Source organism: Marilutibacter maris, assembly GCF_003233695.1.
Classification (GTDB): Bacteria; Pseudomonadota; Gammaproteobacteria; order Xanthomonadales; family Xanthomonadaceae; genus Marilutibacter; species Marilutibacter maris.
The window spans coordinates 2710752-2733565 of the sequence record NZ_CP029843.1 but is presented as its reverse complement, the minus strand read 5'-3'; the positions used below and the strand labels follow the sequence as shown (position 1 = coordinate 2733565).

The window sequence follows — 22814 nt, the reverse complement described above, 5'->3', positions numbered from 1 at the left end:
AATCAGCCGCCCGCGGCTCCCAGCACAAGGCGGCTCCCAGCACAAGGAAGTAAACCGGATGCCGGTACCGGCGAATCGCAATCGACCTCATTGCAGTCAAGCTCGTCGCAGCCGAGCCTGGGCGCCGTCGCGCGCGCTTGCCGGTCGCCTGGCCGCGGGACTGCTGGCGCTGTCGCTGCTGGCGGCATGCTCGCAGCAGTACCCGCATTCCGCCAGCGGCGGGTCTTCCGCGAGCGAGGCGGTGGACGCCGACGGCGCGATGCTGGCCTACGAGCATCATGTCGCGATCCAACTGCCGGCGGCGGACATCGTGCCGCGCCAGCGCGCGGCACAGGCGGCGTGCACGGAAGGCCGCTTCGGCAAGTGCGTGGTGCTCAGTGTCAACCAGCAGGGCGGCGACTACCCGTCCGCCGGCCTCACCGTGCGGATCGTACCGGCCGGGGTCGAGCCGATGATCGCGCTGGCCGGCGACGGCGCCGAGATCGGCAGCCGCAGTACCCGCGCCGAGGACCTGGCGGTGGTGGTACGCGACAACGCGCTCGAACAGGACCGCCTGAGCCGCGAGATGCAGCGTCTGCAGGAGTTCCAGCAACGTCGCGACCTGGCCGTCGCCGACATGATCGCGTTGTCCGAGCGTCTGGCCGCGACCGAGGCGCAACTGGCCGCGGCCGAGCGCGACGGTGCCCAGCATCGCCGTCGCATCGATACCCAGCTGCTGACCCTGTCGTTCGCGCCCACCGATGGCCAGGTCGGGCGCTCGGAGATCATGCAGGCGGTCGACGATTTCGGCAGCACCCTGTCGACGGGAACGGCGTGGACGATCCGTGCGCTGGCGTTCCTGATTCCGGCCGCGCTGCTGCTGGCGATCGTGGTGGCGGTGATCAGGCGCCTGCGGCGTCGCCGCGGCGCCTGAGCGGCGCGACCGCGTTCAGCGTTCCTCCTCGACCTCGAATTCGACCATCACGTCGAGGTCGAAGGCCAGCGTCTCGACCGCGCGACGGACACGGTTGGCCGAATAGGCGTTCGACACCTCGATCTCCAGTTCGTGCACGCCCGGGCCGCGGTCGTCCGGCAGTCCGGCCGAGCTGGAGTCGGGGTCGTCCATGTGCGGCATGAGGTCGGCGACCTCCTCGATGTGGTCCACGCCCTCCAGGCTGGACAGCAGGTTGGCGATCGCGCGCGCGCTGTCCTCGTTGCCGTTCACCCGCAGCCGCAGCAGGGGCATGTCCGGTTCTCCCGATGGCCTGCGCTCAGGCTAGGCGGATGCCGGCTAAGGGCGCGTGATGGCGCGGGCGGGCGGGACCGGGGCTGTCACGCCACGCTCAAGGCGGGCGGGTTAGCGTGTGCGCATGAACGCCACCTCCGACACGTCGTCTCCCGCATCGGTCACCCTGCGTCCGCTGGAGCGCGACGACCTGCACTTCGTCCACGGCTTGAACAACAATCGCAGCGTGATGGCCTACTGGTTCGAGGAGCCTTACGAGTCCTTCGTCGAGCTGGAGGAGCTGTACCGCAAGCACATCCACGACCAGTCCGAACGCCGCTTCATCATCGAGAACGACCAGCGCCAGCGGGTCGGCCTGGTCGAGCTGGTCGAGATCGACCACCTGCATCGCCGCGCCGAGTTCCTGATCATGGTCTCGCCGGAGGCGCAGGGGCGCGGCTACGCGCGCGCGGCCACGCAACGCGCGATCAACTACGCGTTCCGGGTGCTGAACCTGTACAAGCTGTACCTGCTGGTGGACGTCGACAACGCCCGCGCGATCCGCATCTACGAGGGCGTGGGCTTCATCCGCGAGGGCGTGCTGATCGACGAGTATTTCAGCGACGGCCGCTACCACAGCGCGATCCGGATGGCGCTGTTCCAGCATCAGGCGCTGGCGCCCGACGACGCTCCCGGGCGCGCGGGCGGCTGACTCACTGCGCCGGTTCGGGCTCCCGGGTCGGAATCGGCACGTTGCACAGGTCGATGTGCCCGGCCGGGCGCTTGTAGAAGTCGTCGCGGCGGTTGCGGCGCGCCTCGACCAGTTCGTCGAACAGCGGGGTGTCGGTGCGCAGCACCTGCAGCGGCGAGCGTTCGGCCTCGGGCAGTTCGGACGCCAGCTTGATCGAACGGATCGGCACGTACTGCACCGGGTGCTCGTAGAAGCCAAGCGGACCGGTGCCGCGCGGCAGCACCGACAGCCGCTCCATGCCGTCGATCACCCGTCCGACCACGGTGATGTTGCGGTCGAGCTGGCGCGGCGACTGGCCGATCACCACGTACAGCTCGCTGCCGTCGCTGGAGTCCGGCTCCAGGTTGCGGCCGGCGCCGACCGCGCCGTAGCAGTGCGCCATCCAGGCACGCCCCTCGGCGGGATCGCGCCCGGCCGGGAAACCGTCGGCGAAGCCGACCTGGGCGGCCCAGCCGTCGGGATCGGGCAGCCGGTGGAAGGCCAGGCCGTCACTGGCGCGGCTGAACTCGGCCGGCAACCTGGCCTTGGCCGAGCCCAGCGGCTTGCCGGCCTCGTCCTCGCCGCGCGGGTCGCCCCACTGGACGACGAAGTTGTCCTGCGAGCGCTTGATCGCCATGCCGTCCCAGTAGCCTTCGCGGGCGAAGGTGCGGATGTTGCCGACGTGCTCGGGGGCGAACGCCGGCGCCAGCTCGATGATCACCCGGCCGCTGTCCAGCTCCATGTACAGGGTGCTGGCGGGGTCGGGGGTGCGCCAGTCCGAGGGCTGCGCGGCATCGATGATTTCCTGCATCGTGCGCGGCCTGTCCGCCTCCGTTTCGGCGGCCGGGGCCGGGGCGGCGGCGACAAGCAGCGCGGCGGCAAGGGGCAGGGCGAGCGCGGCACGGATCGGATCAGGCACGGGTGACTCCCTTCTGTGGCGATGGACGGTGGCGGTTGGGCCGTCCCGATTCTGCCCTATCCGCGTCGGTCTCATCCGCTCCGGCGCGCGGCCGGGGGAGGGGGCATGACTACAAGCACATTCACTATAGAGAACTAAGCACTAGTATCGAGTTCAAGCTAGCAAGCCAGCGCTGGCGCCCACGTCAGGCCATGGAGCCCGCCGCCGATGACCGATCTCGAACTCCAGTTGCGCAAGTTCCACAAGGAGCTCAGTGCCGGCACGGTCTCGCTGACCCTGCTGGCGGTGCTGGCCCGTGCCGAGGAGCCGATGTACGGCTACCAGATCGCCAAGCGCCTGGAGCGCGAGGGCGACGGCGTGCTCAGCGGCAAACAGAGCGCGCTGTACCCGGTGTTGCGCAATCTCGGCGCGGCCGGCCTGCTCGACAGCTTCGTGGAGCCTTCGATGTCCGGGCCGCCGCGGCGCTACTACCGCATCACCGACGTCGGGCGCGACGCCCTGCGTGACTGGGTCGCCGCCTGGCGCGCGACCCGAGATTCCGTCGATTCCGTCCTGGGGGGACTTCCCGAATGAATGCCACCGTGCTGCCGACCACCATTCCCGAATACCTCGACCAGTTGCGCCGGGCGCTGGCAGGCGCCGATCCGGCGCTGATCCAGGATGCGCTGTACGACGCCGAGGAATACCTGCGCTCGGAGATGGCCGAGCAGCCGGGCAAGTCGGAGGCCGAGGTGATCTCCTCGGTCGCCGGCAGCTATGGCGCGCCGGAGGAGGTCGCCGACATCTACCGCGACACCGAGGTCAAGGTGCAGACCGCTCTGCGGCCGCCGGCACCGCCGCCGAGGCGTTCGTGGCTGGGCCGCTTCTTCGGCGTGGTCGCCGAGCCGCGCGCGTACGCGGCGCTGTTCTACATGGTGCTGGCGCTGGCGACCGGCATCTTCTACTTCACCTGGGTGGTGACCGGCCTGTCGGTGTCGGCGGGCATGCTGGTGCTGATCATCGGCATTCCGCTGCTGATCCTGTTCGTCGGCAGCGTGCGGCTGTTGTCGCTGGTCGAGGGGCGCATCGTCGAGGTGATGCTCGGCGAACGGATGCCTCGGCGACCGCTGTACAGCCCGCGCGGCATGCCCTGGATGGAGCGCATCAAGCAGATGTTCACCGACCCGCGCACCTGGGGCACCTTCGTGTACATGCTGCTGATGCTGCCGTTGGGCATCGTCTACTTCACCACCGCGCTGACCCTGGTCTCGACCGCATTGACCCTGATCGTGGCGCCGGTGGCGGTGTGGACCGGCTGGGCCGAGGTGAGCCTGGCGACCGACGTCGAGGGCGTGCTGTTCGTCAGCGATGGCGTGCTCAGCACCTCGCTGGATCCGTGGGCGTTGCCGCTGATGCTGGTCGTCGGTGTGCTGCTGCTGTTCCTGACCCTGCACGTGGCGCGCGGCATCGGCTACCTGCACGGACAGTTGGCCAAGCACCTGCTGGTCAAGGGCGCGCAGCAGGCATGAGCGCCGGGCCACGCGGGCCGCGAACGGAGTGCGCGCAATGTGGCCGGGTTAACAGAAGCGATCCCGGTTCCCCTCTAGGGTGACGCGGCGGACACCGGTCCGCGTTTCCAGAACATCCAAGGAGAACAGAACATGCGTCGCATCAGGATTGTTGCCGTGGCATTGGCTGTGGGATTGCTGGCCGCCTACTCGTTCAGCGCCACCGCCAGCTGGCAGGGCACCTGGAACTACTACAACGAGGAAGGCGCGCTGGTCGGGCAATGGACCGCCGGTTGCGGCGAGCAGGACGGCAGCTGGGGCGTGAAGACCAGCAACCGCAGCTTCACCCAGGGTTGCGCCGTCGATATGTAACGACGCGCCGGCAACGCGTCGGAAGGCCCCGCCGATGCGGGGCTTTTCTTTGCCCCGCGCATCGCCACCCGGGTGTATCGAAACGGTGGCGGACGCATGAGGACAGCGCCACAAGAGCGGAACGCCCCGTGCGGGGCGTTCCGCGTCGTTGCCGGCCGGCCTGGAATCAGTTGCCGGTCACCAGGGTCAGGTCGAGACTCTGCAGCAGCGGATTGAGCGGCTGGAACAGGCTGTAGCCATTCGGATCCGGGCAGCTCGTCACCGCCGTCGGACCGCCGGACAGGACGCCCTGGCCCTGGCCGGCGGCGGTGATGAACGAACCGCCGGAATCGCCTCCCAGCGAACATGTGGAGGCCCTGGACAGGCCGGAAATGCTGCCACCGCCCTTGACGTACCTGACCGAGGTGTTCTTCTCGGTGATGGTGCCGCAGTGCCAGCCGGAGGTGCGGCCGGAGCGACAGACCGCGGCGCCGATCGGCGCTTCGATGCTGCCTCTGACGGTCACGTCGCCGTTGCCGTAGCCGTAGACGATCGGCAGCAGGTTCTGCGTGGAGTTCAGGCTGACCCAGGCGCGGTCGCCGTCGTACTTCTTGCCTTTCACGTCGTAGGAGGAGGCCGCGAACGTACCGACGTTCAGGCCATCGATGGTGACGCTGTCGCCGGCGTTGCCGCAGTGGCCGGCGGTGGCGAAGCCCTTGCCGGTACCCTGGGTGACCGCGAATCCGACCGAGCACAGGAAGCGATTGTTGATGGAGTACTCGATGCCGCCGCGGATGTCCGCCTGCAGCTGCGGCGCGTCGATGCGTTCGAAGCGCACCAGCCCGGCGTCGATACCGCTGAGGGCGACGAAGTCGATGCCGTCGCGCATGGCGCCGGCGGACTTGTCCACGCCCACGACCACGCGATTGCTGCGGGTGTCCACGCCCCAGCTGTGCACGCCCGAGAACGCGCTGTCCGAGTTGGAGTAGCGTTCGTTGGTGGCATCCAGCTGCCGTATCGCGGCATCGAGTTCGCGCATGCTGTATCGGGTATTGCGGATTTCCACACCATCCGGCGCCCTGCCGGCATGGGCGGCGGCGCTGCCCACCACGTACTTGAAGCTGCCGTCGGTGCCGCGCTCGATCCAGTGGCCGGCGTAATCGCGGCCGAGCTGCCGCTGCAAGGCCTTGGCCTGGCGTGCGGCAAGCCGTTCGGTTCGGATGTACTGCGCGACCTCCCGCGCGGACAGGCCGAGGTCGCGCTGCATGGCCCGCTGCAGGGTCGGGTCGATGGGATTGCCGGCCAGGGCCGGGCCGGTGGCCGCAAGCAGGGCGATGGCGAGCGGGGCCGCCACGGTCAGGGATGCTTTCATCTCGGGAGATTCTCCGGAGTCGGGGTTGTGCGGGGGAACCGGAGAGTCAAAAGCAGTACGTGGATGCGGTCGATGAGGAGAGGCTCTCGCCTGTATCGCAGAGTTCTCAGCTCTCTCTCTTTCTTGAATTGAAACGCGACGAAGCCGGCATTTTCTGCCTGGCAGGATGTTCGGACACCGGTCTGCGATCCGATCGCGTCGGGGCGCCGGGCCTGGACAACACCCGTCCGTGGCCGTGAGGACGGGCGACGCGTTACCGCGAACGGCGCAGGCGTGCCCGCAACCCGTCGCGGACAAGCCGCCATGCCTGCTGCAGGCCCGGGCCGGGATCGTCGAGCCGGAACGCGTGCAGGTAGCCGTTGCGCCATTGCCGCAGCGCCTGCCACCAGCCGATGCGCGATTGCGGCGGCGCATGCAGCACCGCCTGGATGTCGCCGGCCAGGCTGATGCAGCCGACCCCGCTGCGGTAGTCGCGGTCCGAGGGTTCCACCGCCAGACCGAGCGCGTCGCGCCAGGCCATCTCGCAGACGTTGACCCCGCAGCGGGCGGCGAACTCGACGTACCACCAGGCGCGGGTGTTGATCTCCAGCAGGCGGAAGCGCCCATCGCGCGGATCGCGCTTGAACTCGGCACTGAAGATGCCGCGGTAGTGGAGGGTGGCGAGCAGGCGGCCGAGCTCCTCGACGGCGCTGCCCATCGTCGCCAGCGGCGTGGTCTCGCAGTACGAGCTGTTGCCGAAATCCGGCGGATGGATCCGGTGCCGGCGGCGCGCCAGCAAGCCGCTCAAGCGGCCGTCGCGGTCGCGGAATCCATCGATGAAGTAGTGCTGCTCGGCGCCGCCGGGAATGTACTCCTGGGCGACCATCTCGAAGCCCTGCGCGTGCAGACGCGTCCACAGGGCCTTGCAGGCATCGCGGTCGCCGGGCCACAGCGCCTTGTGGCCGGTCGCCTTGGAGAACCGTTGCGAGTCGATCGGCTTGAGGAACACGCGGTCCAGTCGCTGGAACGGTATCCGGTCGATGTCGTCGGCGCTGTCGATCGCGAACGTGGCCGGATGCGCGACCCCGTTCTCGTGCAGACATTCGGCCAGGTGGCGCTTGTCCTGCAGCGCCTGCAGGGTCGCCAGCGAACTGGTCGAGGCGGGAAAGCGATGGGCGAGGGCGTTGCCGGCCAGCCCGGCGACCCACATGGCGGCGTCGTCGGCCCCCGGGATCAGCACTGCGCGCGGCAGCGCGACCGCGTCCAGCGCCCGATCCTGGCTGCCGTCGATCTCGCCGTTCCAGCGGGGACCGGGAGGCGGGGCGTACCAGCGCGAGCGGGTGACCAGGTCTCCGTCCGGGCAGGCCGCGTAGGCCTCGATGCCGGCCATCTTCAATGCGCGCAGCGTGCCCAGGCCGGTGAACCCGCGCGCGAGCACGATCGCCGGCGGCATCGGGTCCGCGGTCGCGGTCGGCGACGACGCCGGAATGGTGTTCCCCTGTGATTCGATGCGCCCCATGACACCGGGAACAACGCAGGGGCTCGGCGGATGCGGTCAGCGCGCCGGTCGTTGACGCGGGTTCGCGCACGCTTGCGAAGCGTGCGCGACGATTCTCAGCCGGCGTACTTGGCGATGAACTCGCGCACTTTCGGATAGACCTGGGTGCGCCAGCGGCGGCCGCTGAAGATGCCGTAGTGGCCGGCGCCCTTCACCTCAAGGTGCTGCTTGTCCTGCTTCGCGATGCCGCTGCACAGCGTGTGCGCGGCACGGGTCTGGCCTTCGCCGGAGATGTCGTCGAGCTCGCCCTCGATGGTCAGCAACGCGGTGTCGCCGATCGCCGACGGGTCGACGCGCTCGCCGGCCACCTCCCACAGGCCGCGCGGCAGCAGGTGTTCCTGGAACACGATCCGCACGGTGTCGAGGTAGTACTCGGCCGGCATGTCGAGCACGGCGTTGTACTCATCGTAGAAGCGGCGGTGCGACTCGGCATCGTCGAGGTCGCCCTTGAGCAGGTCCTGGTAGAAGTCCCAGTGCGACTGCGCGTGGCGCTCGGGATTCATCGCCATGAAGCCCATGTGCTGCAGGAAGCCGGGGTAGACGCGGCGACCGTGGCCGGGGTAGTTGGCCGGCACCGGGTGGATCACCGTGCTCTGGAACCACCACAGCGGCTTCTCGGTGGCGAGATTGTTGACCGCGGTCGGACTTTCGCGGGTGTCGATCGGGCCGCCCATCATCACCATCGAGCGCGGGGTCTTCTCGCCGCGCGCGGCCATCAGCGAGATCGCCGCCAGCACCGGCACGGTCGGCTGACAGACGCTGATCACGTGCAGGTCCTCGGCGCCGATCTGGCGGATGAAGTCCTGGACGTAGCCGACGTAGTCGTCGAGGGTGAACTCGCCCTCGCTGGTCGGCACCATGCGCGCGTCGACCCAGTCGGTGATGTAGACCTTGTGGTCGCGCAGCAGGGTGCGCACGGTGTCGCGCAGCAGGGTGGCGTGATGGCCCGACAGCGGAGCGACCACCAGCACCGGCGGGTCGTCCTTGAGTTCCTTGAGGTTGCCGGCGTCGTCGGTGTAGCGCTTGAAGCGCAGCAGCCGGCAGAACGGCTTGCGCGCCATCTCGCGTTCGATCACCGGGTACAGGCTGCCGTCGATGTCCAGCGAGTGGATGCCGAACTCGGGCTTCTCGTAGTCCTTGCCGATCCGGTACAGCAGTTCGTAGCCGGCGGCCATGCGGGTGGCGCCGGGCAGGCTGGACAACCAGCTGCCGGGAGCGCCGAACATCTTGGCGCTGGCGTCGGCCCAGTAGGTGACCGGGGCCATCCAGGCGCGGCCGAGTTCGTGCATCTGATAAAGCATCATCGGATCGCTGTCTCCAGGAGGCGCGCCAGACGGCACGCTACTGCTGCGGTGCAGCATACCGAAACCGGATGTCGGCTGCATTAACGCCGCGGATCGCGGCTATGCTGGTCCGGTGGCCACCGACACCTCCGAGATCGCGCATCTGCTGGAGCTGTTCGAGCTGCCGGTGCCGCTTTCGGCACGGCGCATGTTCGGCGGCTGGGGCGTCTACGCGGGCGGGCTGATGTTCGCGGCGGTGATCGACGGCGAGCTGCTGCTGAAGACCGACGAGCAGACCCGCGAGCGCTTCGGCGCGGCCGGCTGCGGCCCGTTCATGTACCGGATGCGCGGCCGCGAGCAGCCGATGAGCTACTGGTCGGTGCCGGCCGAGGCGCTGGACTCGGCCGAGGCGATGCGGCCGTGGTTGCGGCTGGCGCTGGAGGCGGCCGAACGCAAGCGCGCCGCCGGGCCGCGCCGGCGCCGGTCGCGCTGAGTCAATCGCCTCGACGCCGGGGCGGTGCCGGTGCGGCCACTTCCAGCGCGGTGCTCGCGTCCGCCAATGCCGGCGACAGCCACAGGTGCGAGCCCAGCGCGAGGAAGCCGGCGGCGCCGAAGCGTTGGCGATAGAAACCTGCCGGCCGTTGCTTGAAATCGTGGGTGTCGCCGTCGATGCGGTCCTCGCGGGTGAACGTCTCCAGGAAGGCGATCCCGCCGCACAGTTCGGCCAGCCCGGGCAGGCCGCGGTCGAGCTCGCGCACGTCCAGGTAGTGCATCACGTCGCTGCAGACCAGCAGGTCGACCGGCGCGCAGGGGCGCAGGTACTGGAAGTCGCCGAACCGGGCCAGGTGCAGGTTGCGGCGGCGGCCGTGGCGTTCGATCGCGTATTCGCTGCTGTCGAAGCCCAGGTACTGCGCGTTCGGCCGCAGCCTGAGCAGCGGGGCGCGCCAGGCGCCTTCGCCGCAGCCGATGTCGAGCACCGTGCGCAGCGGCCGTTCGAGGTGGTACTCGGCGGTGGCGACGGCCAGCGCGATCTTGCGGGCGAGGCGGGCGCGGCCGCCGATCGCGGCGTCCTTCAGGGCCGGATCGCGGTACCAGCGATCGAAGTATTGGCGGTCGTATTGCTTGCTCATGCAGTGCTGCGGGGCGGCGACATGGCATCCTAGGCCGCCGCCGCATCGACAACCAGCCCTCAGTCACCAGTCATGACCGCCTATTTCATCACCAAGACCGCCCACCTCGTGTTCGTGATCGCCTGGATGGCGTCGGTGTTCTACCTGCCGCGGATCCTGGTGAACATCGCCGAGGCCGGCGACTCGGCCGAGGTCCGCGCGCGGCTGGTGCTGATGGGGCGACGCCTGTACCGCTTCGGTCACATCATGTTCGGTCTGGCCTTCGTGCTGGGACTGGTGCTGTGGCTGCACTTCGGGATCACCGGCGGCTGGTTGCATGCCAAGTTGGCCCTGGTCGCGCTGATCCTGGCGCATTTCATTGTCGCCGGGCGCTGGTTGAAGGGTGTCGACGGCGGTCGCGCCTTGCCGTCGGCGCGCGCGCTGCGGCTGTTCAACGAGCTGCCGGTGTTGCTGCTGGCGGTGGTGGTCTGGCTGGTGCTGGCCAAGCCGTTCTGATTCCCGGCGACACCGGCGCGGCGCCGTAGCCCGGGCAAGGCCGGGGGCTACGGCAGGGCGCGCCGTCCGATCAGCGGAACGCGGCCGGATCCGGCAGTTCCACCGGCACGCCGTCGGCGTTGCAGCCGCCGCGTGCGCAGACCGTCTCGCGCAGCCGCGGCGTCGCCTGCAGCATGAAGTGGAAGATCGCGTTCTGCTCGACCGAACCGCGCACCGCGTCGCTGCCGGGACCGCGCGCCCAGATGCCGACGTCGTCGCCACCATGGGATTCGTCCTTCGACGGCACCAGCGCCTCCTGCATGTAGTTCGGGTCCTGGGTGTCGACGTGGGTCAGGTCGGGACGCCCGCCGGTGGCCGGACGGATATGGTCGGGCGAATGCTGGAAGCGCTTGGGCCCCTCGCCCTGCAGTTCGCTGGCGCCGACGTAGCCCGGGCCGTTGGCGTAGCTGAGGGTGGTGTAGGGCAGGCCGGTGGCATCGCGGGCGAAGCGGCCGCCCTCCGGCGCGTCCTCGCCGAGGGTGCCGACCACCTTGCCGAGGATCGGGTTGCCACGCGCGGGGTAGCCGACGAAGGTCAGCGTGTGCGCGTGGTCGGCGGTGACCAGGATCAGGGTGTCGTCGGCCGAGGTCATCGTGGCCGCGGTCTGGACCGCCTCGCTCAGCGCGATCGCGTCGGTCAACGCGCGGTAGGCGTTGCCGTAGTGATGGGCATGGTCGATGCGCCCGCCCTCGACCAGCAGCACATAGCCGCCATCGGCGTTCTGCAGGCGGGCGATCGCGGCGCGGGTCATCTCGGCCAGGCTGGGTTCGCCGGCGCCATCGCTGCCGCGGTCGTGCTCGAACTGCATGTGGCTGGGCTGGAACAGCGCCAGCAACGGTGCGTCGAGCGGCGCCTGCGTGAGCTGGGCGGCGTTCCAGACGTAGCGGCCGCCGGGCTTGCGCTGCCGCCATTGGGCGACCAGATCGCGGCCGTCGCGGCGCTTGCCGTGCTGGTCCGGATATTCGGGGTCGGCCTGATCCCCGCGCATGAACATCGCGCGGCCACCGCCCATCAGCACTTCCGGGCCGTCGCCGTACGGGGTTTCGACGATCTGGCGGGCGATGTCCACGCAGCCGGCGGCGAGGGCGGATTCGGGCATGGCCGCATCGTGCTCCCAGTTGCGATCGGCCGAATGGCTGAAGGTCGCGCCGGGGGTCGCGTGGGTGACCCGCGCGGTGGTGACCACGCCGGTCGCCATGCCGCCGGCCTCGGCCAGCTCCCACAGGCTCAGGATCGGGGCCTGCAGCGCGCCGGCGCAGTCGCCGCGGCGCGGCGACTGGCCGATGCTGAGCACACCGGCGCGGGTCTTCACTCCGGTCGCCATCGCCGACATGGTGCCGGCCGAGTCCGGTGTCTGGGCGTTGGTGTTGTAGGTCTTGCTCAGCGCGGTGGCCGGGAAGCGCTCCCAGCTGAGCCGGTTCTCCTCGCCGGGACCGCCCTTGCGCTGGCCGTCGAGGATGCGCGCGGCGGCGACCGTCGGCAGGCTCATGCCGTCGCCGACGAACAGGATCACGTTGCGGGCCTTGCCGGCCATGGCCCCGCGCGCGGCCGCCTGCGCGGCGCCATCGCGATACCACCACTGCGGCGTCTCCTGTTGCGGGTGCTGGATCGTCGGCACGTCGACCGCGATCCCGCCTGCGTCGGTGCGACCGGCCGGTGCGATCGACGCGCAGGCGGTCAGCAGCGCGGGAACCAGCAGTGCGGGAACCAGGAGGACGGAAGCGGAACGCAGTCTGGACATGGGCAGGCGGTTCTTGGGGACGGACAAGCCGGCGATTATGCCCTGTGCGGGTGACAGCACAGGCGTTGCCGTGTCGATGCGGGTCGCGGGCCTTGCCTGATCCGTTGCTTCCCCTAGCGCAAGCGGTCCGACGACGGATGCGCGGAGCATCTGGGGGAAGAAGGCGCGAGGCGGTCGGCATCGCGCAGTCCGGAAGCGTCATAGCACCGGTCGTCCGGTGCGGGAACGTCGCCGGTCAGGATCGTTGCGCGGGTCGCCTCGCGCACGGTCGCTCGCTGTTGGTCGCGACAGGGTGTTGGGGCAGTGCATCCGGATCCACGCTGCTTCAATGAAGTTGCAGATAAGAAGTTGCGAGCAACGGACGGATCCAGCGACAACTCCTGGTTTGGTGCGGCAATAGCCGAGAAAGAATCACGCATCGAGGCGGACAGGTCGGCCCAACCACGATCGGCAGCGATACGCGCGGCATGCGCGCGAGTCGAGTATTGGCGCGTCGAGCGGAACCCGAGCGCAGACATGCTATTCGGATCGTGCATGGCGCCATGCGGGATCGGGATAGGATTGCGCGATATTGCGGGAGCATGAGCTACTCGGGTCGCCGCCGCATGCGGATGCGCAGCGGACCAGATTCCATGCAGGGGAAGACTCGATGAAAACCGCAGTTCGTGATCGTTCGACCGATTCGATTCGCAAGGGCGCGCTCAGCTGCGCAATAGCGACAGCTTTGATGTCCGCGACACCGATGGTGTCGGCGCAGGAAGTCGAGCCACCCAGCGAAAGCGAGGAGGTGACGTCGCTTGAGAAGATGGTGGTGGTCGGCACCCGCATCCGTCGCAAGGACGAGGTCGCGGCCAGCCCCGTGTTCACCATGGAACGCGCCGAGATCGAAGCCACGGCGGCGGTTTCCGTTGGCGAGCTTCTGCAGGAGCTGCCCTCGGTGGGGTCGAGCTTCAACTCCACCGGCTCGGGTGGAACCAGTCATGGCTCCAGTACCGTCAACCTGCGCAACCTCGGTGCCAACCGTGTCCTGGTCCTGGTCAATGGGCGACGTTGGGTCAACGGTGCGGGAACGCGCGGGTTTCGCGATTTCGTCGACCTGAACACGATCCCGCTGGTCGCCGTCGAGCGGGTGGAGGTACTGCTGGATGGCGCGACCGCTTTGTATGGCGCCGATGCGATCGCCGGCGTGGTCAACCTGATCACCTACAGCGACTTCGATGGCGTCAAGGCCAGCAGCTATGCCGGCCAGACCACGCACGGAGATGGCTTCACCTACAGCCAGGATTTCCTGTGGGGGACGCAGGGCGAGTGGGGCTCGGCCCTGGTGTCGGCGACGATCGCTTCGAACGAGGAGGTCCTGGCCGGCGCCCGCGACTTCTCGTTCGCGCGTCTGCAGGGACCCAGCCGCAACACGCCGGCGGGCCGGTTCCGCAATGGCGTCGATACCGGCGCCTTCGGCACCGATGCGTTCGTGCCCGATGGCAATGGCGGGTTCCGTCCCGACAATCCGGATGTGGACGTGCACAACGAGGCCCCGGACACGACCCTGCTCAGTCCCCTGGATCGCCAGGGCGTGTACGGACAGCTGCGGCTCAACCTGGGCGATTACACCACCCTGGTCGCCGAAGGCCTGTACAACCATCGCGAATCGAGTCAGCGGTTCTCGCCGTCGGCGCCACGGATCCGCGGCGGCGACGGCATGAGCATTCCCGCCGACCATCCCTACAATCCGTTCGGCGTGGAATTCGCCGGCGCCGGCACCGACTTCGAGATCGTGCGCCAGCTCGACGCGGTCGGTCCGCGGATCAACCGCCAGGAGGTGGACACCACCCGGTTCGCGATCGGCGTCGAAGGCAGCCTCGCCAACGGCTGGGCCTGGAACGCGTTCTATACCTATGCGCGGAACAGGGCGACCTGGAACTCGCTCAACCAGATCGATCTGGACAAGCTGGCGTTGGCGATCGGGCCGAACGACCGTTGCCAGGCGAACGGCTGCGTGCCGCTGGACATCTTCGGCGAGGTCACCCCGGAAATGGCCGACTACATCCGCGCCAATGGCACCGACAGGAACGGCACCCGGCAGCACGACTTCACCGCCAACATCACCGGCGACCTGTTCGAGATGCCGGCCGGCCCCTTGGCCTTCGCCGCCGGCATCGAATACCGCAAGGAGTCCGGCTACGACCGTCCGAGCGCGTACTTCAGCCGGACCCCGCAGTTCATCAGCTACAGTCGCATCACCACCTCGGCGCCGCGCCTGCCGACCTCGGGCTCCTACGATCTGAAGGAGGCCTATCTGGAACTCAATGTGCCCCTGTTGAAGGAACGGCCGCTGGCGAATCTGCTGGAGCTGTCCGCGGCGACGCGCTATTCCGACTACAACACCTTCGGCAGCACCACCAACAGCAAGCTGGGCCTGGTGTGGCGCCCGTGGAAGGACCTGATGGTCCGTGCCACCTGGGCCGAGGGCTTTCGGGCGCCCTCGATCAACGAGCTGTTCGCGGGCCTGCGCCAGACCAACCTTCCGGCCAACGATCCCTGCAATGGCGGCGGCGCCGGCAAGCCCGGCTGCGCCGGCGTGCCGGCGGATTACGACCAGGCCAACTTCAGCGGCGGCGCGATCCCGTCCACCGTCGGCGGCAATCCCGACCTGCAACCGGAGACCTCTGAGAACCGCAGCATTGGCTTCGTCTACACGCCGTCGTTCGCCGAGCGGCTGTCCTGGTCGGTGGACGGCTACGACATCCGCATCGACGAGGCGATCTCCAGCTTCGGTTCGCAGAATCTGCTCAACCTGTGCGCCAACACCGGCCAGCGCTGCGGTTCGATCCGACGCGCGTCCAGCGGCGAGATCGTCAACCTGACCGACGGGCCGATCAATCTGAACTCGCTCCGCGCAAAGGGCGTGGACACCACCCTGCGCTACCTGTTGCCGAACACCGGTTGGGGCAGCTTCGGGATGACCTTCAGCGCCTCCTACCTGGACACTTTCGACCGTTTCGACACCCTGCCCAGCGGCGAGATCCGCACCGCCCACCGCGCCGGCCGGTCCGACGTCGCGCGCGAGAGCTTCCCGCGCTGGAAGGCCGGCACCAGCCTGGACTGGTCGCGCGACGGCTGGAAGGCGAACTGGTCGATGCGTTACATCGGTGCGACCGACGAGGGGCCCGAGCCGGCCTTCGGCCGCATCCCGGCCCAACTGACCCATGACCTGTGGGGCAGCTATACGATCCTGAGCGGCACCGCGACCTTCACCCTGGGCGTGGAGAACCTGTTCGACAAGGACCCGCCGCGCTCCTACGTCAACGGTCGCGACCTGAATTTCGACATGAGCACCTACAACCCCAGAGGCCGTTTCGTGTACCTGAAGGCATCGTTCCTGTTCTGAGGCGACGGGTGTTGGGCGCAATCCCGGTCGGGCGGTCGTGTGGATGCGATGGAGCCGTTCCGACCGGGGTTGTCCAGCGACCGGTGGCGATGGCCCCGGGTATGGCGGACGCGAGACACGGCGGGATCGAGCGATGAGTGAATCCAGAGAGCAAACGGTTGAAGGGCAGGCGGCTGAAGGGCAGGCGGCCGGGCGGGACGCCAAGGGACGCAAGTCCTTCGACGTGCATCCGTTGCTGATGCTGCTGTCGGTGCTGCTGGCCGCGGCACTGCTGACCTATCTGCTCGACTCCGGCACGTTCCAGCGTGAAGGCCCGCAGATCGTGCCGGGTTCCTACCAGCCGGTGCCCAAGGCAATGGATTGGGCTCACGTGCTGGGTACCGCGCCGGCTGTGGAGGGCACCGCCAGCCCGGCCGGCATCACCACCGTGCTGAACGCGATTCCCAAGGGCCTGGCCCGCAGCGCGCCACTGATCTTCATGGTGATGTTCGTCGGCGGCATGTTCGGGGTGTTCAAGCGGACCGGCGCGCTGGATGCCGGCCTCGATCACCTGGTCCACCACACCCGCGGCAATGTCTATCTGCTGGCCCCGGTCCTGATGCTGGTGCTGGCCGCCGGCAGCTCGTTCATGGGCCTGATCTCGGAGTACCTGGTGGTGCTGCCGGTACTGCTGTCGATGGCCGACCGGCTCAGGCTGGACCGTCTGTTCGCGGTGGCCATGCTGCTGATCGCGGCCAAGATCGGCTACGTCGCCTCGGTCAGCAACCCGGTCGCGCTGCCGATCGCCCAGGGCATCGTCGGCGAGCCGATCTTCAGCGGCTTCGCGATGCGCCTGGCGGTACTGGTGGTCTTCATCAGCGTCGGTATCGGCTATCTGCTGTACCGGATCCGCCGCAGCGGGTTCACCCGCGCGCAGTTCGACTACACCGCGCAGCCGATGAGCCGGCGCAAGCGCGCGGTGCTGCTGGTGATCGGGGTGTCGGTCGGATTGATGATCTACGCCGGACAGGCCTGGGACTGGCATCACACCGAGCTGGGTGCGTTCTACATCGCGGTCGCGGTGCTGATCGCGGCGGTCGGCGGTGTCGCCGCCGGCGAGGCCGCCGACGCCTTCATCGACGGCATGAAGGGCATGGTCCTGCCCGGCGTCCTGATCGGCCTGGCAGGCGCGATCCAGATGGTGCTCCAGCACGGCATGATCCTCGATACCGTGGTCAACGGCATGACCCGGGCGATCGATGGGCATTCGCCGTGGATGTCGGCGGTGATGATCATGCACATCGAGGCGGCGCTGGACGTGTTGATCTCCTCGACCTCGGCCAAGGCGGCGATCAGTCTGCCGATCCTGTGGCCGATCGGTCAGTTGTCCGGGTTGACCGGCAACACCGTGGTGCTGGCCTTCCTGCTGGGCAACGGCCTGATGTCGATGGTCAGTCCGACCTCGGGCCTGATGCTGGCCATGCTGGCGATGGCGAAGACGCCCTACGGACGCTGGCTGCGGTTCGTGTTGCCGCTGACCCTGTCCCTGGCGGTACTGGCGATCGACTTCCTGTTCGTCGCCACCGCGTTGCAGGCGGCGTCCTGATCGTGGACGGGAGCGAGAACAGCGCGGCGCTGGCATCGGGGCCGTTCGCGGTGGTGGTGCTGCGCGATGCCCGGATCCGCATGCGCGACGGCGTCGTGCTGGCGACCGACCTCTACCTGCCGCGGGCGCCCGACGGCGAAGCGCGGCGATGGCCGTGCATCCTCGAGCGCACGCCCTACGACAAGGGCGGGACCGCCGGTTCCGACGTGACCGCCGTCAGCGACGCGCCGGTGTCCAAGCCGGCGATCGCCCGCTGGTTCGCCAGCCACGGTTATGCGATGGCGATGCAGGACTGCCGTGGCCGTTACGCCTCCGGCGGCGAGTTCACCAAGTACCTCAACGAGGGCGAGGACGGCGTCGATACGGTCGCCTGGCTGGCCGAGCAGGACTGGAGCAACGGCTGGGTGCTGACCCAGGGACTGTCCTATTGCGCGCATGCGCAGACCGCGCTGGGTTCGTTCGCGCCGGCCGCGTTGTTCGCCCAGTTCGTCGACTCCGGGGGGTTCTCCAATGCCTACCAGGGCGGCATCCGCCAGGGCGGCGCGTTCGAGCTCAAGCAGGCGACCTGGGCGTTGAAGCACGCTCTGCTCAGCCCGGCGACCGCGGCCGACCCGGTCCGCGCGCGCGCGCTGCGGGAGCAGGACATGCGCGCATGGTTCGCGCGCATGCCGTGGCGGCGCGGCGATTCCCCGGTGAGCGCGGCGCCGGAGTACGAGGAGTACCTGTTCGACCAGTGGGAACGGGCCGACTTCGGCGACTACTGGAAGCAGCGGGCACTGTGCGGCGAACGCCACTACGACGGCTACGCCGACGTGCCGATGGTGCACATGTCCAGTTGGTACGACCCCTACGTGCGCACCGCGATCGACAACTACCTGGGCCTGTCGCGGCGCAAACGCGCACCGGTGCACCTGATCATGGGGCCGTGGACCCACGGCCGCCGTTCCCAGACCCATGCCGGAGACGTCGACTTCGGTCCCGATGCGAGCTTCGACCGCGCCTTCGGGATGTCGTATTTCGAACTGCGGCGGCGCTGGTACGACCACCTGTTCGACGCCCGCAAGCCCAATCCGCTGGACCGGGGCCGGGTATCGGTGTTCGTCATGGGCGGCGGGCCCGGCGATCGCGATGCGCGCGGGCGGTTGCGCCATGGCGGCCGCTGGCTGCATGCCGATCGCTGGCCGTTGCCGGACACCCGGGAGCGGGCCTGGTATCTGCACGCGCCGGGCGGGCTCGACCCGCGGTCCAGTCGCGACGAGCGGGCATCGAGATGGTTCGACTACGATCCCGCGCATCCGGTACCGACCCTCGGCGGGACCGTGACCTCGGCCGACACGGTGATGTTGCCCGGGGCCTACGACCAGCGCGAGGCCCCGCAGTTCTTCGGTGCCGACGGCAGCGGCCGCGACCTGGGCGAGCGCCCCGACGTGATCAGCTTCCGCAGCGCCCCCCTGACCCGGCCGGTCGAGGTGATCGGCGCGATCCGCGCCTGCCTGTACCTGTCCTCGGACTGTCCGGACACCGACATCACCATCAAGCTGATCGACGAGTACCCCCCCGGCGATGGAAACCCGGAGGGCTTCGCGATGAACCTCACCGACGGCATCCTGCGGGTCCGCTATCGCGAATCCTGGGAACGGCCGTCGCTGCTGGAGCCGGGGCAGGTCGTGGAGATCACGGTCGAGGCCTTCGCGACCGCCAACCTGTTCGCCATCGGCCACCGTATCCGCCTGGACGTGTCCAGCAGCAACTATCCGCATTTCGACCTCAACCCGAATACCGGAGGCGCACCGGTGGGCTGGAAGACATCGAGGGTCGCGCGCAATACCCTGCACCTTGATCGGTCGCACCGCTCCAGGCTCATACTGCCGGTGAGAACGGCGCCCCGTTCGCGGGATTGACGCTCTCGGCAGCGGACAATGGCCGACCATCGAGGACCGCCGATGAAGCTGGACAGCATCAGATCCCTGGAAGCCTTCCGCGAGATCATCCAGCGCGGTTCGGCGACGGCGGCGGCGCAGAGCCTGGGGCTCAGCCAGCCGGCGGTGAGCCGGTTGCTGGGACAGTTGGAGGAGCAGCTCGGATTCGCGCTGTTCCATCGCAGCAAGGGCCGGTTGCTGCCGACCGCGCAGGCCTTGATGCTGTTCGAGGAGGTCGATCTCGCATTGCAGGGACTGGACCGGGTCGCCGCGCTGGCCCGTGACATCCACGACAGCAATGCCGGCCATCTGCGGATCGTCGCCCCGCCGAGCTTCGCCGAGGGGCCGCTGGTCAAGCTGGTCGCCGGTTTCCTGAAGCAGCATCCGAGGATCCGGGTCAACATCGATTCGCGCACGCGTCCGGCGACGATGAATCTGGTCGCCACCCGCACCGCCGACTGCGGATTCGGCAAGCTGCCGCTCGACCATCCGGAAATCCGCATGCGTCCGTTGATCAGCAGCCCGACCGTATGCGTATTGCCCAGCGTGCATCCGCTGGCGCGCCGCAAGCGGGCGCTTACCGCGAGCGACCTCGCGGACGAAGCGCTGATCCTGATCGGTCAGCAAGGCGGCGACACCCGTCAGCGGATCGACCAGGCCTTCCGCGAAGTCGGCCGGGTCGCGAAGGTGCGGATGGAGACGCGCAATGTCGGCGCCGCGTGCGCACTGGCGGCGGAAGGCGTCGGAATCGCGATCGTCAACGAGCTGCTGTCGCGCAATGCTTCATGGATGGACGTCAGCGTGCGGCGCTTCACCCCGCTGATTCCGCACGAGTACGTGTTCCTGACCTCGGCCCAGGTGCCGGGGACGCCGCTCACCGAGGCGTTCTACCGGCATTGCCAGAGCACGCTGCGCGGCATGCTCCGGACCGCCCCGCGCCGGCCCGCTACCCGATGAGGCGCGCCCGTCTGCTGACGCTGTTGGCCGCTCTGGCGATGCCGGGCGTGAGCGTTGCGGTGGACGCCGATCCCGACCGCGGCGGCTACCGCCTACCGCCGGAACCGATCCGTGCGTTGGCCGAGGCGCCGCCGTTGCCGGACGTGCTGAGCGACAGCAGGGGCCGCGTGCTGGTGATGTTGCGAAGGGAGGCGTTGCCGAGCCTGCAGGCCTTGTCGCGTCCGCAGATGCGCCTGGCCGGGCTGGACATCGACGTCGGCGATGGCGTGACCCGCTCGAGTCTGGACAGTCTCAACGCACGCACCCGGCTGGAGACCTTCAGCGGGATCGAATTGCGCCGGCTCGATGAGGACCGGGCGCGCCCGGTGTCGGGCCTGCCGGCGCATCCACGGCTGTCGTTCTTCACCTGGTCGCCCGACGAGACCCGGCTGGCGTTCACCCATGCCACCGGCAGCGGGCTCGAGGTCTGGGTGCTGGCGCTGGACACCGGGCAGGCGCGGCGGCTGACCGGGGCGAACGCCAACGGCGTGCTCGGCAACCCGCTGACCTGGTTCAGGGACGGCGCGGCGCTGCTGGTCAGGATGCGTACCGCAGCCACGGTCGAGTTGTCCGATCCGCGCCTGCAGGTTCCCGCGGCGCCGCTGATCTCGGTGTCCGACGGCAATCTCGCACCCGCGCGGACCTATCAGAACCTGCTGCGCACGGCGGTCGACGACGCCAACTTCGACGCACTGGCGACTTCGCGGCTGTACCGGGTGCCGCTGCGCGGCGACGCGCGCCCCTGGGGCGGGCCGGCGCCCTATCGCCGCACCGCGTTCTCGCCGGACGGCCGCTATCTGCTGGTCGAATCCCTGCGCAAGCCGTATTCGCGACGGGTGCCGGTCGATCGCTTCGCGGCTCGCGCGCAGTTGCTGGATCCGGACGGCGAACCGGTGATGACGGTCGCCGACCTGCCGCCCGGCGACGATCTGCCGCGCGGACGCATGGCGGCGACCGTCGGCAAGCGCCAGATCGGCTGGCGTGCGGACCGTCCCTCGGAGCTGGTCTGGACCGAAGCGCTGGATGACGGCGATCCGGTCGTCCAGGTTGCCCATCGCGATGCGCTGTTCGCCTGGACGGCCCCGTTCGCGGACTCGCCGCGCCTGTTGCTGAAGACGGTGAACCGGCACATCGAGACCCTGTGGGGCGACGACCGCCACGCGATCGCGATCGACGCCTGGTGGGACACCCGCAACACCCGCAGCTATCTGTTCGCTCCCGGGGAACCGGCGCGCGCGCCGCGGCTGCTGGACGACCGCGACATGCAGGACCGTTACGCCGACCCGGGCCTCTACCAGACCGAACTCAATGGCGCTGGCGAGCCGCAGTTGATCCTGGATCATGGCCGCGCCTACCGGATCGGCGAGGGCTTCGGCCCTGACGGTCAGCACCCCTTCCTCGATCGCATCGATCTGACCAGCGGGGTCCGCGAACGGCTCTACCAGTCCACGCTGGAAGAGGAGGCCGAAAGCCTCATCGGTTTTGCCGGGGGCGACCGCTCGCGGCTGCTGGTCAGCATCGAGTCGCCGACGCGGCCGCCGGCGCACTTCGTCCGCGATCTGGAGGACCGCACACGTTTGCGCAGGCTGACCGAGCCGGCCAACCCCTACGCGGCAATGAACGCGGTCAAGCGGTCGCTGCTGACCTATGCGCGCGACGACGGCATCGCCCTGAGCGGCACCCTCCATCTGCCCGCGGGTTTCGATCCCGGGCAATCGGCACGCCTGCCGCTGATCCTGTGGGCCTACCCGGTCGAATACCGGGATGCCGGCAGCGCCTCCCAGGTCGCGGTCAATCCGCGGCGTTTCGTGGCGCCGGACTACATGTCGCCGGCGTACTGGGCGTTGCGCGGATTCGCGGTGCTGGACAAGGCCTCGTTCCCGATCGTCGGCGAGGCGGGCGTCGAGCCCAACGACACCTATCTGGAGCAATTGCTTGGCAATGCCCGCGCGGCGATCGACGCGCTCGACCGCCAGGGCATCGTCGATCGCCAGCGGGTGGTGGCGATGGGGCATTCCTATGGCGCCTTCATGGTGGCCAATCTGCTGACCCATTCCGACTACTTCGCCGCCGGCATCGCCCGCAGCGGGGCCTACAACCGGACCCTGACTCCGTTCGGCTTCCAGCGCGAGCAGCGCAGCTACTGGCAGGCGCCGCAGGTGTATACCGCGATGTCGCCGTTCATGTCCGCCGACCGGATGAAGACCCCGCTGCTGCTGATCCATGGCGGCGCCGACGCCAACGCCAGCACCAGCGCGATGCAGAGCGAGCGCTATTTCGCCGCCCTGCAGGCACTGGGCGCGCCGGCAAGGCTGGTGATCCTGCCCAACGAGAATCACCGATACCTCGCCCGCGAGTCGGTGCTGCACACGCTGTGGGAACAGGACCGCTGGTTGCAACGGCATGCCGGCGACGCAGACCGCGGCTTCGAAGCGGATGCCGCACCCGGACCGGAGTGACGCCGCGCCTGGACGCCGGCCCGCCGACACGGACGGTCCGCGCCGCGCTCATGACGATTGCTTGCCTGCACATGCCGAAGGGTTCGCACGTCGCGGTCCGCGCCGGCCTATCGTGTGCGGTCCGGGCGAGGTCGCTTGTGGCCGCGCCCGCCGCCGTCTCCCTCACGATCCGGACCCTC

At 68.9% G+C, this 22814-nt stretch carries 19 protein-coding genes; 12 read left to right on the top strand and 7 right to left on the bottom strand.

The features are described from left to right. The first annotated feature begins 58 nt into the window (after positions 1-58). Positions 59-913 carry a DUF4349 domain-containing protein gene (locus C9I47_RS12025; RefSeq protein WP_111266956.1) on the top strand — a complete coding sequence of 285 codons (855 nt, stop codon included), beginning with the start codon at positions 59-61 and terminating at the stop codon, positions 911-913. Positions 914-928: 15 nt separating this feature from the next. Here the strand turns inward: C9I47_RS12025 and C9I47_RS12020 are convergent, their stop codons facing one another. Then, complete coding sequence (locus C9I47_RS12020) at positions 929-1225, bottom strand: hypothetical protein (RefSeq protein ID WP_111266955.1); 297 nt, start codon at positions 1223-1225, stop codon at positions 929-931. A 124-nt stretch (positions 1226-1349) separates the two neighbouring features. On the opposite strand from C9I47_RS12020, the gene speG reads away from it, so the two are divergent. After that, positions 1350-1916 carry a spermidine N1-acetyltransferase gene (gene speG, locus C9I47_RS12015; protein WP_111266954.1) on the top strand — a complete coding sequence of 189 codons (567 nt, stop codon included), beginning with the start codon at positions 1350-1352 and terminating at the stop codon, positions 1914-1916. 1 nt (position 1917) lies between these two features. Here speG and C9I47_RS12010 read toward each other — a convergent pair whose 3' ends face one another. Next, positions 1918-2853, bottom strand: coding sequence for a peptidylprolyl isomerase (locus tag C9I47_RS12010; RefSeq protein ID WP_407067478.1), 936 nt, complete (start codon positions 2851-2853; stop codon positions 1918-1920). Positions 2854-3060: 207 nt separating this feature from the next. Between C9I47_RS12010 and C9I47_RS12005 the strand changes: the two genes are divergently transcribed. The 3 genes from C9I47_RS12005 (at position 3061) to C9I47_RS17625 (ending at position 4712) form a co-directional block, all read left to right on the top strand. Next, positions 3061-3426, top strand: a complete 366-nt coding sequence (locus C9I47_RS12005; protein ID WP_111266952.1) for a PadR family transcriptional regulator — start codon at positions 3061-3063, stop codon at positions 3424-3426. Continuing rightward, positions 3423-4361 (top strand): sensor domain-containing protein, encoded by a 939-nt coding sequence (locus C9I47_RS12000; RefSeq protein ID WP_111266951.1) that lies wholly within the window; start codon positions 3423-3425, stop codon positions 4359-4361. The genes C9I47_RS12005 and C9I47_RS12000 overlap by 4 nt, the downstream gene beginning before the upstream one ends. A gap of 156 nt (positions 4362-4517) precedes the next feature. Then, positions 4518-4712 carry a DUF6289 family protein gene (locus tag C9I47_RS17625; protein WP_145985509.1) on the top strand — a complete coding sequence of 65 codons (195 nt, stop codon included), beginning with the start codon at positions 4518-4520 and terminating at the stop codon, positions 4710-4712. 166 nt (positions 4713-4878) lie between these two features. On the opposite strand, the gene C9I47_RS11995 is transcribed toward C9I47_RS17625, so the two are convergent. The 3 genes from C9I47_RS11995 to C9I47_RS11990 form a co-directional block, all read right to left on the bottom strand. Next, positions 4879-6063 carry a S1 family peptidase gene (locus C9I47_RS11995; protein WP_190238500.1) on the bottom strand — a complete coding sequence of 395 codons (1185 nt, stop codon included), beginning with the start codon at positions 6061-6063 and terminating at the stop codon, positions 4879-4881. Between the two features lie 253 nt (positions 6064-6316). Further along, on the bottom strand, positions 6317-7495 hold the full coding sequence (locus C9I47_RS17735; RefSeq protein ID WP_190238499.1) for a carboxylate--amine ligase: 1179 nt from the start codon (positions 7493-7495) through the stop codon (positions 6317-6319). A 161-nt stretch (positions 7496-7656) separates the two neighbouring features. Next, positions 7657-8901, bottom strand: coding sequence for a polyhydroxyalkanoate depolymerase (locus tag C9I47_RS11990; RefSeq protein ID WP_111268118.1), 1245 nt, complete (start codon positions 8899-8901; stop codon positions 7657-7659). Between the two features lie 115 nt (positions 8902-9016). Between C9I47_RS11990 and C9I47_RS11985 the strand changes: the two genes are divergently transcribed. Further along, the gene (locus C9I47_RS11985) at positions 9017-9376 is read left to right on the top strand and encodes a TfoX/Sxy family protein (protein WP_111266949.1); all 360 of its coding nucleotides are present in this window, start codon (positions 9017-9019) and stop codon (positions 9374-9376) included. A gap of 1 nt (position 9377) precedes the next feature. On the opposite strand, the gene C9I47_RS11980 is transcribed toward C9I47_RS11985, so the two are convergent. Then, on the bottom strand, positions 9378-10013 hold the full coding sequence (locus C9I47_RS11980; protein WP_111266948.1) for a class I SAM-dependent DNA methyltransferase: 636 nt from the start codon (positions 10011-10013) through the stop codon (positions 9378-9380). 72 nt (positions 10014-10085) lie between these two features. Between C9I47_RS11980 and C9I47_RS11975 the strand changes: the two genes are divergently transcribed. After that, entirely contained in the window at positions 10086-10508 is a 423-nt protein-coding gene (locus C9I47_RS11975; protein ID WP_111266947.1) for a CopD family protein, read from the top strand. 70 nt (positions 10509-10578) lie between these two features. On the opposite strand, the gene C9I47_RS11970 is transcribed toward C9I47_RS11975, so the two are convergent. After that, on the bottom strand, positions 10579-12288 hold the full coding sequence (locus C9I47_RS11970; RefSeq protein ID WP_111266946.1) for an alkaline phosphatase: 1710 nt from the start codon (positions 12286-12288) through the stop codon (positions 10579-10581). Positions 12289-13015: 727 nt separating this feature from the next. Between C9I47_RS11970 and C9I47_RS11965 the strand changes: the two genes are divergently transcribed. The 5 genes from C9I47_RS11965 (at position 13016) to C9I47_RS11945 (ending at position 22635) form a co-directional block, all read left to right on the top strand. After that, complete coding sequence (locus C9I47_RS11965) at positions 13016-15676, top strand: TonB-dependent receptor (RefSeq protein WP_190238498.1); 2661 nt, start codon at positions 13016-13018, stop codon at positions 15674-15676. 133 nt (positions 15677-15809) lie between these two features. After that, the gene (locus C9I47_RS11960) at positions 15810-17261 is read left to right on the top strand and encodes a YfcC family protein (RefSeq protein WP_190238497.1); all 1452 of its coding nucleotides are present in this window, start codon (positions 15810-15812) and stop codon (positions 17259-17261) included. Positions 17262-17263: 2 nt separating this feature from the next. Next, a complete protein-coding gene (locus C9I47_RS11955) occupies positions 17264-19162 on the top strand; it encodes a CocE/NonD family hydrolase (protein WP_223250117.1) in 1899 nt (632 codons plus the stop codon). 42 nt (positions 19163-19204) lie between these two features. Next, complete coding sequence (locus tag C9I47_RS11950; protein ID WP_190238496.1) at positions 19205-20137, top strand: LysR family transcriptional regulator; 933 nt, start codon at positions 19205-19207, stop codon at positions 20135-20137. Further along, positions 20134-22635, top strand: a complete 2502-nt coding sequence (locus C9I47_RS11945) for a prolyl oligopeptidase family serine peptidase (RefSeq protein WP_223250116.1) — start codon at positions 20134-20136, stop codon at positions 22633-22635. Before C9I47_RS11950 ends, C9I47_RS11945 begins: the two co-directional genes overlap by 4 nt. Positions 22636-22814 lie beyond the last annotated feature (179 nt).